The sequence below is a fragment of the Dactylosporangium sp. NPDC051541 genome, assembly GCF_044454505.1.
Classification (GTDB): Bacteria; Actinomycetota; Actinomycetes; order Mycobacteriales; family Micromonosporaceae; genus Dactylosporangium.
In genome coordinates, this window is record NZ_JBITDU010000001.1 from 197423 (window position 1) to 212732 (window position 15310).

Sequence of the window (15310 nt, forward strand, 5' to 3'; positions counted from 1 at the left end):
ATGCGGTCCAGTCCCACGCGGCGGCGGGTGCGAATCGCGCTCGCGGCCGTGTCCGGTGTCGTCGCGGTGGCGGGGGTGACGCTGGTTGCCACGAACTCGGCGTCCGCGGCCACCGTCGACACCGGCGCCACGTACGTCTTCGTCAACCGCAACAGCGGCAAGGTCATCGACGTCTACAACTGGGCGACGAACGACGGCGCCCCCGTGAACCAGTGGTCGCGCAACGATCTCACGGTGCAGCAGTGGAAGTTCGTCGACGCCGGCTCCGGGTATTACAAGATCAAGTCGGTCATGAGCGGGAAGGTCCTCGACCTGCCCAACTCGACCGACGGCCTCCAGCTCGTCCAGAACGCCGACAGTGGCTCGACGACCCAGCACTTCCGGCTGCAGGACTCCTCGGGCGGGTACGTCCGCTTCGTCAACCGCCACAGCAACAAGGTCATCGAGACCTGGGAGTGGTCGACGGCCGACGGGGCCAAGCTGGACGGGTACACCAACCTCGACGGCGCCAACCAGCAATGGCAGCTGGTCAAGCTCGGCTCCGGCGGCGGTGGGAGCACTCCGACGTCCGGCGGCGGCAGCACCCCGACCGGCGCGTGGCCGTCCGCCAGCGGCTCCGCCTCGGTCAGCGGCACCATCAAGGTCAGCGGCACGCTCGACGGCGGGATGAAGCGGTACTGCTGCATCGGCGACGGTGGCCAAAGTGAGTCCCAGGACCCGATGTTCGAGCTCGCCGATGGTGCGACGCTGAAGAACGTCATCATCGGCTCGCCCGCCGGTGACGGTGTGCACTGCCTGGGCCGCTGCACGATCCAGAACGTGTGGTGGGAGGACGTGGGCGAGGACGCGGCCACGTTCCTGGGCACGAACGGTGGTGACTCCTACATCATCGGCGGCGGCGCGAAGTCCGCGACCGACAAGGTGTTCCAGCACAACGGCAACGGCACCGTGCACATCAGCAACTTCTATGCCAGCAACATCGGCAAGCTGTACCGCGGCTGTGGCAACTGCACCAACCACTACGAGCGGCACGTGACCGTCGACAACGTGCTCCTGGTCAGCACGAAGTACGTCGTCGGCATCAACACCAACTGGGGCGACACCGCCACCCTGACCCGGGTCGTCGTGCAGAGCTCCTCCGGCATCCACATCTGCGCCGAATTCACCGGCGTCGCCAAGGGCTCCGAGCCGAAGTACCTCGGCGACGGCATGGGCGACGGGCACTGCAACTTCAAGTCCTCGGACATCACCTACAAGTAGCCCTCGCCAAGGAACTTGAGGTCCCGCTCGTAGGCGTAGTTGCGAGCGGCGCTCGCCGGCGTCGCCCCGTGCACGGTTTCCGCGTGCGGGTCGGCGCCGACGTCGAGCAATGCGCGAATGAACGCCACGTCGCCGCCGTGCATGACCGCCTCGTACAACGGCGTCCGCCCGATCCGATCCCGAACGTCAACCGCCACGCCTTCGCCCAACAGCACCGGCAAGACGCGCTCGTGGTCCAGCCACACCGCCATGTGCAGCAACGACCACCCGTTCCCGGCGCGCATCCGCGGATCGATGGCCCCGTCCGCCAGCCCCTGCAAGAGCAGCTCGGTATCCCCGAACTGCAGCCGCCGCATGATCCCGCGCCGATACTCATGCAGCTTCCGCGGCAGCCGCCCGCCGCCGGCCGTCCAGGCCTCCTCAACGGCAAGGCAGCCCCCGACCTCCCCGCCGAGCGCCCGCAGCATCTCCTCCCGCTGCCGCTCCTCATCGGAATGCTGGACGTGCAGCGTGAGCCGGCCGTTCGTCAACGACACCCGATGCCAAACTCCATTGCACCGGACGTAAACATCGACCGGCACCGATACGTTGGGCACTCCACGAAGCGACTTATCGGAGATATGCGGCGTCGGGGTATAAGTCCGAAAAGTCCGATCACGAAGTGTCGGACTTTTCGTAGCAATGGGACCCTTCGGAGCGGCCGGACTTCTCGCAGCAGTTGGACCCGGCACAGCAATCGGACTCGGCGCTGCGATCGAACTCGGCGCTGCGATCGGACTCTGCGCGGCAACGGGTGCGACGAGCGGGTGGAGATCGTCGAGAGTCATAAGACCCGCGGTGATCAGCGCGAGCTCCGGCGGTACCGGCGACGTGGGTATCCGGACCGGGACTTCCATCCAGTCGCCCAGGTCGGCCAGCTCGGCGGTGAGGTCGGGCAGGTTGAGCGTCAAAGATGAGCTGAAGAGCGTGTTGACCTGGTCTACCTCGAAGGCGGCGGCGGCCTCGCGGGCTAGATTGGCTACGCCGATGGGGCTGGTCGGGGAGAAGCCGGGGCGTTGCAGAGCCTGCGGGTTGTCGAACTCCACGGTGATGCCGCAGCGGCTCCAGGCCTCGGTCAAGTTGCCCTCGGCCAGCAGCGCGAAGATGTCGTCGCCGGTCCAGAGCGATGTCTGGTCTTCAATGCAGCGGACATCCCAGGTGTACCGCGGCGTGTAGAACCAGCGCACGTACTCCAGGTCGGGGAGGGTTACGACGCTCAGCTCGCCCCGTTGCGGGCCCTGCGGGGACTTCGGGAGTTTGAGGCGCAGCAGCGGGCTGTTCGCGGCGTTGATGCGAGGGGCTAGGACGGCACTCACCTGGGGTTGCAGGGTGCCGCGGCCGCCCGCGTGCCTGGGGAGGTGCCACCAGAGCAGGTCCAGGCACAGATGCCGCAGGTCGTCTTCCAAGGCCGCCGTCGCCTCGGAGCCGTAGGTGTTGTGGACGGTGTTCAGATCGATGTCGACCGTGACCGGCATGAGCGTTGCCGCGGTCCGCCAGTCGCCCTCGGACCGGGCCGCAGCGGCTGCCGCGACCAATGCCCGCGACGGCATCTGGGACCGGATGTTGCGCCATAACGGCAGCTCGCGAGGGTTGATCGGCAGGCCGGCCGGATTCGAACCGGCGTCTTCCAACTTCGTAAGATGGCGTGACGACCTCTGCACTACAGCCTGCCGCGCATGAGCGTAGTGGACCCAGTCACCGCGCGACCGTATCGACCTCGCTCACCCGGCGCTCGCCCGGGGCAGGTGAACCGGGGCCGGCCGCACTTTGCCGACTGTGCGTAACCATGAGCCGGTGTAGGGTAACCCAGTTCGCAGGCCCGCCGGCATTGAGAGGAACTGATGGTTGACGTTGCGCTGCTGCTGGGTGGCCCGTCCGAGGAGCGCGGGAGCTCGCTCGACTCCGCACGCTCCGTAGCGGACCACCTCGAGGGCGGCGTCGTCCACCTCACCGAAATCATCTATTTCGACCGTCGGTTGCGCGCCTATTCGATTCCGCGCGGCCTGCTGTACTGCAACACACCCGCCGACCTCGACGCCAAACTCGCGCACGAGGGCTCGCCGCTGACCGGCGATGAGTTGACCGCCCGCTTGCGCGCGGCCGGCCTGATCTTCCCCGTCATACCCGGCGAGTTCGGCGCGGACGGCCAGATTCAGACACTGCTGGAGCGCGCGGATGTGCCGTTCGTCGGCTCCGGTGCGCAGGCGTGCGCGACGGCCTTCGACAAGTACCAGACGGGCTTGGACAAGTACCAGACGGGCTTGGACGAGTACCAGACGGGCTTGGACAAGTACCAACGGAAAACCGCTCGTGACAGCGTCGAGGTCACCACCATCGTCCTGGAAGGCGAGGACGGCCCGGTCGCGCTCATCCCGACCGGGATGAGCGACGACGACACGATCGCGCACCTCCAGAAGGCCGTCGAGGCCGAGTTCACCGCCCTCGGTCTGCGCGATTTTGCCCGTATCGACATCCGGCTGCAGTCCGACGGCTCGGTCCTGATCGCCGACGTCCAGCCGATCACCGCCCTGGACCAGCACAGCCCCCTCTTCCGCCAGGCCGCCCGGCTCGGCCTGACCCACGCCGACGTGCTGCGCGAGATCCTCCGCAGCGCCGCCCGCCGCCACGGCCTGCCGTTCCGCCTCCAGTACGACCAGCCCACCCGGCGCGGCGCTCCCGTGGCCATCCTGTGCGACGGCCAGGCGTCGGTGCCGAGCGGCACCAATGTGTGGCTGAAGCTCCGCCGTTCTTACAAATACGCGCCGGAGTTGTACTTCCTGTCGCCCGACGACTCCGTGTGGCAACTGTCGTATTCGTCAGCCCTGCGCGACTCGGCCGAGCAGTTCGAGCACGCCTGCCGCGAAGCCCAGCGCCTCGAGACCCACCGCCGCCGGCTGGCCGACCAGACCATCGCCCGGCTGCGCTTGCCCGCCGAGGCCCTGGGCGCCGACGTCACGCCGCCGCTCCAGCTGACGATGGACGAGTTCCTGGACCGCCACGACCTGGTGTTCATCGCCCGGCCCGACGACGAGGGCGACAACACCACCCTGCAAGCACTGTTCGACAAACACGAGATCCGCTACAACACCTCGGCCCCCGACGCCGACCCAGCCGAAGATTCGCCGCTGCCGCCAGTGCCGCCCCGCATCCGCTTCGAACGCATCCTGGACCTCGCCACCCACGCCTAGCCACCTTGCACAAGATGCAAGGTAGTATGCATCTTGTGCAAGTACGGTCTCGGCTACTGCCGCTGCTGCGCACGCCTCTGATAGGCGAGCTGCTGGCGTGGCTGTTCCTGCACCCGGACGAGAGCGCTTCCGTGGCCGAGCTGGCCCGTCGATTCGACGTGTCGCAGTCCACCATGAGTCGCGAGGCCAACCATCTCACCAAGGCCGGCCTCATCCGCGAGGAGCGGCGCGGAAACCTGCGCCTCCTGCAGGCCGACCTCACCAACCCCCTCGCCCGGCCGCTCACCGAGCTCCTGACGCTCACCTACGGTCCGGCAGCGGTCCTGGCCGATCTCCTGCCCCCGGTGGACGGAGTGGACGCCGCATACATTTACGGCTCCTGGGCGGCCCGCTACGCGGGCGAGGCCGGCCCACCCCCACGCGACGTCGACGTCCTGATCGTGGGCGAAGCCGACGAGGACGACCTCGAAGACGCCGCCCGCTCCGCCGAACGGCAACTGGGCCGCGAGGTCAACATCCATCGTGTCTCCGCCGCCGCCTGGCACTCGCCCGGTGACGACCCGTTCCTGGCCTCGGTCCGCTCCCGCCCGTCATACCCGATTGTCGAACCCGGAGACGGAGACCAGCCGTGAGATGGCAGCAGGGCCGCCAGATCATCGACGTCGCCGCCCGGGTCCTGGACCAGATGAGTCCGCTGTAAGTCCGTCAGGCGGCTGGGTGAAGACCGCGCGATCCACGGATCAGCAGGACGACGACAAGCGGGCGTAAGAAACCGGGGGCTGTTCGCACTACCTCGTGTGAGGACCGTGGAATCTACCGACGAAGGCCGGCGGTTCACCGTCATGTACCGGGCGTGTCATCGGCACGTGTACGCGTACGCGGTGAGCCGGGTCGGGCGTGATCTCGCTGACGACGTCGTCGGCGACACTTTTCTTGTTGCCTGGCGGCGGTTTGCGGACCTGCCGGCGCGCGATCCGATTCCCTGGCTGCTCGGCGTCGCGCGCAATGTCGTGCGGGAGCGGTATCGGACCGAGGCTCGGCAAGTGAGTCTGGTCGCCGAGTTGCGTGATTGGGTCGCCGAAGCCCGCGCCGACGTCGCCGACGACGTGGTGGAACGGGCGGCGATGCTGGCGGCCCTGGCCGGGCTGGCCGAGGACGACCGGGAGTTGTTGACCCTGGTCGCCTGGCACGGGCTGTCCGCGCGGGCCGCGGCCCGGGTCGTGGGCTGCTCGACGGCCACCTACTTCGTCCGCCTCCACCGGGCCCGTAAACGCCTCGAGGCCGCCCTGACCAACCCCCAGACTAGGAGCACAGCCGATGAACGACACCATGCGCCGACTGGCTGAGGCCCGCCCGGCCCGGCTCGACCCCGCCGCGCCGCCGCCCGAGCTCGCGCTGACCTCACGGGCGGTCCAGCGCCGCCGTTCGCCCCGGCGCCTGATCCTGGCGGCCGCCGTCACCGCCGCGGCCGCCATCGCAATCACCGCCGCCACGACCATCCACGAACCCTCCACCCGCCCGACAAATCCGACAAATGCCGAGAAATCCGAATCAGCAACGAACAACATCCTGCTCGTCGCGGCCACCAAGAACGAGACCGCGCAGGCCAAGGACGGCCGCTACTGGGTCCTCCGGCAGACCCACATCGAGGAAGGCGCCCGGACGATCATCGAAGAGCGCTGGCTCGCCACCAGGCCGGGCGACCCGAGCAGCGGCTTCTTCCGGGACCCTGACCAAACCGACACCTGGACCCCAAGAGCGATGCAGGGCCACACCTCGGAGAACAACTTCCTGGTCGGTGGCCGCCCCATCACCCTCGCCGAGCTCAACGCACTCCCGACAAACCCCCAAGCGCTCCAGGCCGCAGTACCCCACGACCGCCCCGAGGACGTGTTCTTCAGCGGCGCCGCGCTCGTGCTCGACCTGCCCGCCCCCGCGCCGGTGCGGGCCGCCGCCTACCGCATGCTCGCCGCCCTGCCCGGCATCGAAACCCTCGGCGAGGTCACCGACGCCCTGGGCCGCAAGGGGGTCGCGGTGGCCTACTCCCGCCGGGGCGACTCCGGCGCCATCGGCCAGCAACGGCTGATCGTCGACCCGGCGACCGGCCAGGCGTTGGCCCAGGAGTCATGGACCGACGGCAAGCGCCTCAGCTGTACCGCCGTCATGAAGGCCGAGTTCGCCGACGGCCCGATCCCAGCCACGCTCACAGGGAGCTGACGAACCGCCCCATCCGGCGAACGGCCTCGTCCAGCAGCGGGAGGGCCGTGGCGTAACTGCAGCGAATGTGCCCCTCCCCGGAGGGTCCGAAGACGCTGCCGGGCACCACGGCCACCCGCTCGGCCTCCAGCAGGCGGGCGGCGAACGTCTCCGAGTCGAGGCCGGTCGTGCGGATCGACGGGAAGGCGTAGAACGCGCCCTGCGGCTCGTGGCAGGTCAGGCCGATCTCGTTCAGGCCCTTCACGAACACGCGGCGGCGCCGGTCGTAGTCGGCGACCATCTCCGTCACCTGCGACTCGCCGGAGCGCAGGCCTTCGAGGGCGGCGGCCTGCGAGACGTGCGGCGCGCACAGCATCGTGTACTGATGAATCCGCCCGACCAGCTCCAGAATCGGTGCGGGAGCGCAGATGTACCCCACCCGCCAACCCGTCATCGCATGCGCCTTCGAGAACCCGCCGAGCACCACGGTCCGGTCCCGGGCCCCGGGCAGCGATGCGACGCAGGTGTGCGGTGCGTCGTACGAAAGCCGCTCGTAGATTTCGTCCGACACCAGGTACAGGTCGTGCCGCACGGCCAGGTCGGCCAACTCGGCCAGCAACGAAGCCGGCTGGATCGCCCCGGTCGGGTTGGACGGCGACGACACCAGGATCGCCTTCGTCCGGGGTGTGATCGCCCGCTCGATCTCGTCGATCAGCAGCTCGAACGTCGGCGACGAGGGCACGTAGACCGGGGTCCCGCCGGCGAACGTCACGCACGGGCCGTAGGCGACGTAGCACGGCTCGGGAATGATGACCTCGTCACCGACGTCGAGCAACGTGCGCATGACGAGGTCGAGGCCCTGCGACACCCCAGAGGTGATCAAGCACTCGGCAGCGAAGTCGAAGTCGACCGAGTACCGCCGCGAAAGGTCCGAAACAATGGCCTGACGCAGCTCCGGCAGGCCCGCGTTCGACGTGTATGTGGTGAAGCCCTGCTCCAGCGCGTAGATGCCGGCCTCGCGGACGTGCCACGGTGTCACGTAGTCCGGCTCGCCGACGCCGAGGGAGATGACGCCCTCGAGGGTGGCCGCGATGTCGAAGAAGCGGCGGATGCCCGACGGCGGGCAGGCGGCGACGATCGGGTTGAGCGGCTTCATGGCGTGACCGGCAGGCGGCGGTCGGGCGTCGGGGCGGCGTAGAGCTCGTCGTCGTCCTTGTACGTCTTCATCACGAAGTGCGTGGCCGTCGCCGTGACCCGCTCGATCGTCGAGAGCTTCTGCGCGACGAAGTCGGCGATGTCGTGCATGCTGCGCCCGGCCACCACGCAGCGCAGGTCCTGGGCGCCGGAGACGAGGTACACCGAGCGCACCTCCGGGAAGCGGGAGATCCGCAGCGCGACGTCGTCGAAGCCGAGGCCGCGGGCCGGGGTCACGGCCACGTCGATGAACGCGGTGATCAGCTGCTCGCCGCTGATCTCGCGCAGCCGGTCGGCGTCGATCACGGCCTTGTATCGCCGGATGACACCCTGCTGCTCCCACGCCGCGACCTGCGCCCGGACCCGTTCGACGGCGATTCCGGTGAGGTCCGAGATCCGTTCCGGTGTCGCGTGAGCGTCCTTCCGGAGGATCTCCATGATCTCCAACACCCGGCAATCTTACTGTCCGTGCAGCTGCGCGCTCCAACTACTATTCAGCGAATGGACCCAGTCTCGGTCGCCGAGGTGGCGTCGATCGTCGGCGGAACCGTGCATTTCCTTGGGGAAGAGCGCGAGGTCGGCAGCGTCGCCATTCACTCGGACCGGTTACAGGCGGACAGTCTCTTCTTCGCGCTGCAGGGTGTTACGGACGGTCACCGGTTCGTGGCGCGGGCGCTCGCGAACGGGGCCATCTCCGCGGTCGTGGCCGAGGCGCACCTCGCCGACCTGCCCCGCGACCAGGGGACCCTGATCGCCGTCGAAGATCCGCTCACCGCGCTGCAGGAGATGGCCGTCTGGTGGCGGCGGCAGCTGGCCTCGACGACATTCGTGGCGGTCATCGGCAGCAACGGCAAGACGCTGACCAAGGACGCGCTGGTCGGGCTGCTGGCCGCGCACCGCACCACCTACGGCAGCCCGGGCAGCTACAACAGCCAGCTCGGCGTCGCCCTGTCGGTGCTGCAATGCCCGAAGGACGTCCCGGTCGCGGTGATCGAGGCGGCCGCGACCGAGCCCGGCGAGATGGCCCGGCTGAAGCGGATGGTCGACCCGCACGCCGTCGTGTTCACCAACCTCGGCTCGCGCAGCGGCCAGAGCTTCGGCCGCCGTGACGAGCACGCCCGCGAGCTGCTGAGCATGGCGACGGACCTGCCCGAAGACGGCTGGCTCCTGATGGGTGAAGACGATTCGGGGGTACTGGCCCAAGCCCGGCACATCGCCAAAGCGCACCAGATCCGCCAGGCCGGAGAAGCCCTGCCCCGCCTGACCCGGCAGCGGCACGTCGAACGGTCCTCGGTGGTGCGGGCCGCGCTGCCCGACGGCACCGAAGAGGACCTTTTGGTCGCCACGCCCTCTGTGGAGGTGCTCAAGGACCTGGAGCTGGCCATGGGCGCGGCGACCCTGCTCGGCCTGCCCGGCGCCGACCTGCTCGCGGCGGTGGCCGACTACACGCCGCCGTCGACGCGGATGCAGATGTGGCGGCGGCCCGACGGCGCGACAGTCGTCGGTGAGCTGGCCAACAGCGACCCGCTCGCGCTGAGCAGCGCCCTGCGCACCGCCCGCTCGCTGGTCGGCCCGCACGGCCGCACGCTCATGATCATCGGTGACCCGCTGGCCGGGCTGACCGCGGAGCGGGCCGAGGCGATCGCCGGCTGCCTGCGCGCCGAGCACGTGCGGGTCGTGTGCGGCCTGACCGCCGACGCGCACGGGCTGATCGAGGCGGCCCTGGCCGGCAGCGACGTGGCCGTGCACCGCTTCCCCGACGAGGACCGCATGCGCACGTTCGTCGCCACCGAGCTGCGGCCGGACGATGTCGCGCTCGTGCACGTGCCGCGCGACACCATGGTCACCGACTCCTGGATGCACCTCGTGGAGACCGCCGCGGCCACCCGCCTCTACGTCGACCTGGCCGCTGTCAAGGACAACGTCGCCGCGTTCCGCAAGCTGGTCGGCCCGCACACCAAGCTGATGGGCGTCGTGAAGGCGGAGGCCTACGGCACCAACCCCGTGACCGTCGCGCACACCCTGCGCGAGGCCGGCGTGGACTGGCTCGGCGTGGCCACCGCGGACGAAGGGGTGGCGCTGCGGCGGGCTGGAGTACAAATGCCGATCCTGGTGTTTCTGGCCGTTCCGGGTGATCTTGACCGGCTCGTGCGCAACCGGTTGACCCCGTCGCTGTACTCCACCGAGATGTACGACGCCGCGTGCCGGGCCGCCGCCGCATCCGGCCGCCGGCTGGACGTGCACGTCGAGGTCGACTCCGGCATGCACCGCAGCGGGCTCTATCCGGAGGCCGCGATCGAGCTGCTGGGCAAGCTGCGCGACCACGAGCACCTGCGGCTGGCCGGCCTGATGAGCCACCTCGGCTGCACCGACGACCCGGCCGAGGACGATCTGACCCGCGAGCAGCTCAAACGGTTTGGCACGGTCTGCACGGCCGCCGCCGACCTGGGCTTCGACGACATCGTGCGGCACACCGCGGCGACGGCGGCCACGATCCGCTTCCCCGAGGCCCGCTACGACATGGTCCGCATCGGCATCGGCCTTTACGGCCTGCAGCCGTCGACGGCCACCAGCAGCCTGATCACGCTGACGCCGGGCGTCGGCCTGGTGTCGCGGATCGTCGAGATCCACAACATGGCGCCGGGGGAGCGGGTCGGCTACGGCGGCCTGTTCCGCGCCCACTCGCCGGACACCCGCATCGCGCTGATCGCCGCCGGCTACTACGACGCCGTGCCGCGCGCCTTCCGCAAGGTCGGCTACGTGCTGGTCAACGGCCGCCGCTGCGAGATCGCCGGCACCATCTCGATGGACTCGATGGCGATCGACATCACCGGGCACCCGGACGTGGAGGTGGGCGCGGACGTGCTCATCTTCGGCCAGTACGCCGGCCACTCCACCCCGATCGAGCAGGCCGCCGCGGCCATGGACACCGTCTCACACGAGGTCTTGACCCAGGTCGGCCCGCGCGTCCAGCGGATCTTCACCCAGCATTAGCTGTCCTGGTACCGCACTGAGCTCCCACAGCCGCAGGACCGGCCCGACGGTCAGCCACCGCCCCGGGGTCGCCGATGTGCGCAGGGCCCGGACCGGCACGTCGAGCGGGCCCACGGGGCGCAGCGTCCGGATCGCCACGAGGTCGTCGTTGATCACCGCGTAGTCGTCGGAGATCAGCGCGCACCCGTCGACCGGCTCCTCGATGCGGCGCCCGGCCAGCTGGGTGCCGGTGGCCAGGTCGTGCCAGGTCACGTCGGGCTCGTCCCAGCCGGTGGCCAGGTAGCCGCGGGTGCCCGTCGCGATGACGTAGCCGCCGCCGAGGGGCTGCAGCGTGATCCGGCCGCCGGCCAGCCACGGGCGCAGCGGGCTGTCCTCGAAGCGGCTCACGATCAGGTCGCGGCCGGTCAGCATCGGGTCCTCGACGTCGGTCGCGGCCAGCATGCGGCCCGTGCCGATGTCCACCGCCGCGAGCAGGTCGTCGCGGGTCACCCAGAGGCAGTCGGTGGCCAGGTGCAGCTCGAGGAGGCCGGTGCCGTGCCGCCAGCGGACCTCGCCGTCGGTGCCCAGCGCGACGACCTGCGTCTTGTCCCCGACGACCAGGGTGTGGCCGTCGAAGTCCGCGGAGAAGTCGTCCTCGAGCTCCGGCAGCGCGATCCGGTGCACCGGCTGGAGCTGCGCAGACAGCACCACGGCGGCGGCCGGTTCGATGACGAGCCAGCCGCCGTCGGGCAGGGCGGTGATATCGCGGACGTCGGCGACCGGAGTCGCGGTGACCAGGCGCGGGAGCATCATCCCGCCGACCCGGTCAGGCCGCCAGCTCGCGCCACTCCGGCCGGCCGCCCATCCAGGCGTCGGCCAAGATCTGTGCCGCGGCCTTGCTCGGGCACTCGTGCGTCTTGGTGGGGCCGCTCGCGCCGCCGGTCTGGGCCTGGACTTCCCACTGCGGCCCATTCACACGGAGATACACATCGCGACGTCCGCGCGGGCCGTGTACGCCATTCCACCAGTGTCGCTCGACGGTCATGAACAAACGGTACCGGCCACACGCCCCAGAACGGAATCCGCAGACTGTCAACCGTCCGTACACACTACGCAACCATCACCCGGTAACTACGGAGCGCTGCTGCAGCCGCCGCCACGCGAACCAGATCAGGATCACCGCGGCCGCGCCGAAAACGATGTTGCCGGTCAGGTGGACGGCCAGATCCGCCCGGCCGGAGGGCTGCTTGACGAACGCGTGCCAGGTGTACGTCAGCAGCGCCCCGGTGCCGATCGCCAGCCGGTGCGCGTCACCCCAGCCCACCCGGGCCGACCACAGGCCGGCCGCGACGAGGAAGACGACGATGCCGGCCACCTCGAGGGTCACGCCAAGCCAGACCGGCAGCGAGTCGACGGTGGTGATCATGACGAACGCGGCGCCCGTCACGAGCGTCATCGTGAGCACGACCCACGGGCTCGGGGCGGTGCCGGCGGGCGCGGGCGAGCGGAACCGGACGAACACGCCCGCCGCCAGGAGCAGCACGACGATCACGCCGGTGACGGTGAACTGAGCGGCGGTCGCGGTGTACGGCCACTGCGACATGTTGATCGCGGTGGTCGCGGCGATCCCGATGGCGAAGAGGATCACGGTGACGATCAGGCCGCGGCGCTTCAGCCACGGTTTCGTGCGCCGCTCCCCGGCGAAGCCCTCCATCAGCAGGATCGGGGCGCTGATGCTCCAGAAGACGTGGATGCCGATGACGAAGATCGTCCACGGCACGCCGATGCCCAGGGCCGGGATGTACCCGGGGGCGAGCAGGTGGTCGTCGGCGTAGTTGGGGTTGAACAGGGACTGGGTGGTCAGCCCCTCCTCCATCACGCCGTAGGCGAGGGCCAGGATGAGCATGTTGGGCCAGCCGAGGCCGCGGCGGCGGGCCACCTCGCGGATCAGCAGGGCGCCGCCGCCGTACATCGCCGCCAGCACGATGATCGCGGGCAGCAGCACGATCGGGGTGTTGCCCAGCAGAAACTCACCGACCAGCGGGGCGAGGAAGAACAGGCCGAGCACCAGGGCGTTGCGTCTGATCATGCCCACTAATAGACGCCCGTGGACCGCTCATCACCAGGTACATGCGCAGCGCATCGCCCGGTACAAATGTCATGCCCGGCCCGTGGCCATTCGCAGGCCCTTCGCGGCCAGACGGTCGGCCCGCTCGTTCTCCGGATGCCCGTTGTGCCCCTTGACCCAGTGCCACTCGACGTCGTGCACGGCGACGAGCGCGTCCAGCTCCGTCCAGAGGTCGACGTTCTTGACCGGCTGCTTGTCCGTCGTCTGCCAGCCGTTGCGCTTCCAGCGCGGTACCCAGGACATGATGCCGTTGCGGACGTATGAGCTGTCCGTGTAGAGGTGCACGACCACCGGCCTGGTGAGGCTCGACAACGCGCGGATCGGCGCCGTGAGCTCCATCCGGTTGTTCGTGGTCTGCGTCGCCTCCCCGCCGCACAGCTCCTTCTCCACCGTGCCGTAACGCAGGACGGCGCCCCAGCCCCCCGGTCCCGGGTTTCCGCTGCAGGCGCCGTCCGTGTAGATCTCGACGTGGGTCACACAGGTATTAGACCCTGTCTCACACCGTGTGCCACTTCTGGTTGGCCGTGCCGGCGCAGTCCCACAGCTGCAGCCGCGCGTTGTTGTTGCCGTTCCAGTCCTTGATGTCGACGCACTTGTTCGCCTGCGGGTTGACCAGGTCGCCGGCCGCGCTCAGCACGAACTGCTGCGCGGCGTTGCCGGAGCAGGTGGCGATCTGGATCACGGCCCCGTTGGCGGTCGAGCCCCAGGCCACGTCCATGCACTTGTTGTTGTCGGTGCGCAGCGTGCCGTTGGTGAACGTCCACTTCTGGTTGTTGCTGCCCGTGCAGTCCCACACGATCAGGAACTGGCCGTCGTTGAACTTCCAGTCCGGCACGTCGACGCACTTGCCGTTCCAGTTGCTGGCGATCGCCTTGACGTTGCCCGGGTTGGCCGGCGGCTGCGTGGTCGGGTTCGCCGGCGGCTTGGTCGTCGTGGGCGGCTGGGTCGTGGTGGGCGGCGGGTTCGAGCCGCCGCTGAACGGGCTCAACGTGATCCCGGCCGAGCGCGGGTCACCGTCGTGGACCAGCGACTCCTGGTTCTGCACGTCGTCGAAGGCGAAGCCGTAGGCCTTGCCGTCGGCCATGTTCGCGTGGATGACCCGCGAGTAGTGGTTGGTCAGCGCGCTCTTGTAGAAGTCGGCCCCGGTGCCGCCCGGCTGCGTGTCGATCGTGCCGAGCGTGCTGCGGTGCAGGGCCGCGCAGAGCGTGCGCGCGATCGGCCCGACGACCTGGTCGTTCGGCGCGCCGAGAGCACCGTCGCAGCCCCAGACGTTCGACGTCGACGGGCGCTGGAACGAGGCGACCTGCTGGCCGGAGCCGTTCGTGAAGTTCATGACGGTGCCGCTGGTGCGGCCGAAGTACTTCACGTTCGGCTGGTCGCCGAACGGCACCACCGTCAGCGTCTTCGTGGTGTAGGCGTTCCAGGCGTTGGCGATGTACGGATCGAGGTACGTGGCGCTGAACAGCCCGGCGTCGGCGGCCTTGCCGGGGCTGAGGACGCGCAGCACGGTACCGTCGCCGCGGGTCACGATCGTGTTGCCCCAGCCGGACTGGGCCTTCAGCTGGTCGATCACGTTCTGCCGGCCGTTGGCCTTGAGCGCGCCGGTCGTGCTCGTCGCGCCGCTCGCACCGGTGACGCTGACCGCGTGCGGCACCGCGAACATGTCGACCTGCGAGCTGTTGAGCCACAGGCCGGAGTCGTTGTAGGTGAACTCGCTCCAGTCGAACAGGATGTCGTGGTTCGGGTCGCCCGCGGCCCACGGCGCCGGCTGGACCAGGCCGTCCGGGGTCAGGAAGAACTTAAGCTTCTCGCCAAGCGACATGTACACCCGGCCGGAGAGGTTCTTCGGCAGCTGGATCGTCTTGGTGGCCCCGTTGGTCGGCCCCGGGATCGACACGTCCGGCGCCGGCATGGGCGGGTTGGTGCCGGCCGACCACTGCGTGAACGTCCCGTTGGCGGAGACGTAGCCGAGCTTGCCGGTACTGAGGTTGGTGCCGAGTACGTACAGGTAGACGGAGTCCCCGCGGCCCGTGGTGTTGGTGACGTTGAACGGCAGCAGCGACGGCCCGGCCGCCTGCGCCGACGGCAGGGCGGCGATGGCCACGGGTATGGCGGCGGCGACCAGGGCGGCCGCGCCGAGCAGCTTTGTCCTCAAGCGCACGGGAACTCCTAGGCTGGATCGTGCCGGCTTCCCGTCTCGGCGAAGCGGCTGTGAGAGCGCTTTCAGAGTCGCTGCCAGGGGTAACGCGAGTCAACGGAAGCGAACAAGACCCAACGATCTCTTAAGGACGTGTTGAGATAGACGGGCCTAGCAAGACGTACGTACGGTTTG

14 protein-coding genes and 1 tRNA gene are annotated in these 15310 nt (G+C 69.3%); 6 read left to right on the top strand and 9 right to left on the bottom strand.

From position 1 onward, the window contains the following. On the top strand, positions 1–1260 hold the full coding sequence (locus ACIA8L_RS00910) for a pectate lyase (protein ID WP_395899047.1): 1260 nt from the start codon (positions 1–3) through the stop codon (positions 1258–1260). Here the strand turns inward: ACIA8L_RS00910 and ACIA8L_RS00915 are convergent. Next, positions 1251–2930 carry an ankyrin repeat domain-containing protein gene (locus ACIA8L_RS00915; RefSeq protein ID WP_395899049.1) on the bottom strand — a complete coding sequence of 560 codons (1680 nt, stop codon included), beginning with the start codon at positions 2928–2930 and terminating at the stop codon, positions 1251–1253. The two genes, ACIA8L_RS00910 and ACIA8L_RS00915, sit on opposite strands and share 10 nt — an antisense overlap. After that, a tRNA-Arg gene (locus ACIA8L_RS00920) sits at positions 2897–2969 on the bottom strand. Before ACIA8L_RS00920 ends, ACIA8L_RS00915 begins: the two co-directional genes overlap by 34 nt. Positions 2970–3140: 171 nt before the next feature. Here ACIA8L_RS00920 and ACIA8L_RS00925 point away from each other — a divergent pair. From ACIA8L_RS00925 to ACIA8L_RS00940, 4 genes are all read left to right on the top strand, one after another. Beyond that, positions 3141–4487 carry a hypothetical protein gene (locus ACIA8L_RS00925; RefSeq protein WP_395899051.1) on the top strand — a complete coding sequence of 449 codons (1347 nt, stop codon included), beginning with the start codon at positions 3141–3143 and terminating at the stop codon, positions 4485–4487. A 35-nt stretch (positions 4488–4522) separates the two neighbouring features. Further along, positions 4523–5119: a MarR family transcriptional regulator gene (locus ACIA8L_RS00930; RefSeq protein ID WP_395899053.1), complete on the top strand. Its 597-nt coding sequence runs from the start codon at positions 4523–4525 to the stop codon at positions 5117–5119. Positions 5120–5329: 210 nt separating this feature from the next. Then, on the top strand, positions 5330–5833 hold the full coding sequence (locus ACIA8L_RS00935) for an RNA polymerase sigma factor (protein ID WP_395901656.1): 504 nt from the start codon (positions 5330–5332) through the stop codon (positions 5831–5833). Then, positions 5805–6704, top strand: a complete 900-nt coding sequence (locus tag ACIA8L_RS00940; RefSeq protein ID WP_395899055.1) for a CU044_5270 family protein — start codon at positions 5805–5807, stop codon at positions 6702–6704. Before ACIA8L_RS00935 ends, ACIA8L_RS00940 begins: the two co-directional genes overlap by 29 nt. Here the strand turns inward: ACIA8L_RS00940 and ACIA8L_RS00945 are convergent. Beyond that, complete coding sequence (locus tag ACIA8L_RS00945) at positions 6691–7839, bottom strand: aminotransferase class I/II-fold pyridoxal phosphate-dependent enzyme (protein ID WP_395899057.1); 1149 nt, start codon at positions 7837–7839, stop codon at positions 6691–6693. The genes ACIA8L_RS00940 and ACIA8L_RS00945 overlap by 14 nt on opposite strands. Further along, positions 7836–8327 carry an Lrp/AsnC family transcriptional regulator gene (locus tag ACIA8L_RS00950; RefSeq protein ID WP_395899059.1) on the bottom strand — a complete coding sequence of 164 codons (492 nt, stop codon included), beginning with the start codon at positions 8325–8327 and terminating at the stop codon, positions 7836–7838. Before ACIA8L_RS00950 ends, ACIA8L_RS00945 begins: the two co-directional genes overlap by 4 nt. A gap of 51 nt (positions 8328–8378) precedes the next feature. Here ACIA8L_RS00950 and alr point away from each other — a divergent pair, with 51 nt between their 5' ends. Continuing rightward, complete coding sequence (gene alr / locus ACIA8L_RS00955) at positions 8379–10871, top strand: alanine racemase (RefSeq protein ID WP_395899061.1); 2493 nt, start codon at positions 8379–8381, stop codon at positions 10869–10871. Here alr and ACIA8L_RS00960 read toward each other — a convergent pair. From ACIA8L_RS00960 to ACIA8L_RS00980, 5 genes are all read right to left on the bottom strand, one after another. Further along, a complete protein-coding gene (locus ACIA8L_RS00960) occupies positions 10812–11663 on the bottom strand; it encodes a hypothetical protein (protein ID WP_395899063.1) in 852 nt (283 codons plus the stop codon). The two genes, alr and ACIA8L_RS00960, sit on opposite strands and share 60 nt — an antisense overlap. Before the next feature lie 13 nt (positions 11664–11676). Further along, positions 11677–11895 carry a hypothetical protein gene (locus ACIA8L_RS00965; RefSeq protein WP_395899065.1) on the bottom strand — a complete coding sequence of 73 codons (219 nt, stop codon included), beginning with the start codon at positions 11893–11895 and terminating at the stop codon, positions 11677–11679. 75 nt (positions 11896–11970) lie between these two features. After that, complete coding sequence (locus ACIA8L_RS00970; RefSeq protein WP_395899067.1) at positions 11971–12939, bottom strand: hypothetical protein; 969 nt, start codon at positions 12937–12939, stop codon at positions 11971–11973. 69 nt (positions 12940–13008) lie between these two features. Beyond that, the gene (gene rnhA / locus ACIA8L_RS00975; protein WP_395899069.1) at positions 13009–13455 is read right to left on the bottom strand and encodes a ribonuclease HI; all 447 of its coding nucleotides are present in this window, start codon (positions 13453–13455) and stop codon (positions 13009–13011) included. 19 nt (positions 13456–13474) lie between these two features. Then, positions 13475–15139, bottom strand: coding sequence for a beta-1,3-glucanase family protein (locus ACIA8L_RS00980; RefSeq protein ID WP_395899071.1), 1665 nt, complete (start codon positions 15137–15139; stop codon positions 13475–13477). Between the last annotated feature and the right edge of the window lie 171 nt (positions 15140–15310).

Coding starts and splice junctions, on each gene's coding strand:
- ACIA8L_RS00910 (WP_395899047.1), top strand. CDS start 1: ATGCGGTCCAGTCCCACGCGGCGGCGGGTGCGAATCGCGCTCGCGGCC.
- ACIA8L_RS00925 (WP_395899051.1), top strand. CDS start 3,141: ATGGTTGACGTTGCGCTGCTGCTGGGTGGCCCGTCCGAGGAGCGCGGG.
- ACIA8L_RS00935 (WP_395901656.1), top strand. CDS start 5,330: ATGTACCGGGCGTGTCATCGGCACGTGTACGCGTACGCGGTGAGCCGG.
- ACIA8L_RS00940 (WP_395899055.1), top strand. CDS start 5,805: ATGAACGACACCATGCGCCGACTGGCTGAGGCCCGCCCGGCCCGGCTC.
- ACIA8L_RS00945 (WP_395899057.1), bottom strand. CDS start 7,839: ATGAAGCCGCTCAACCCGATCGTCGCCGCCTGCCCGCCGTCGGGCATC.
- alr (WP_395899061.1), top strand. CDS start 8,379: ATGGACCCAGTCTCGGTCGCCGAGGTGGCGTCGATCGTCGGCGGAACC.
- ACIA8L_RS00960 (WP_395899063.1), bottom strand. CDS start 11,663: ATGATGCTCCCGCGCCTGGTCACCGCGACTCCGGTCGCCGACGTCCGC.
- ACIA8L_RS00965 (WP_395899065.1), bottom strand. CDS start 11,895: ATGACCGTCGAGCGACACTGGTGGAATGGCGTACACGGCCCGCGCGGA.
- ACIA8L_RS00970 (WP_395899067.1), bottom strand. CDS start 12,939: ATGATCAGACGCAACGCCCTGGTGCTCGGCCTGTTCTTCCTCGCCCCG.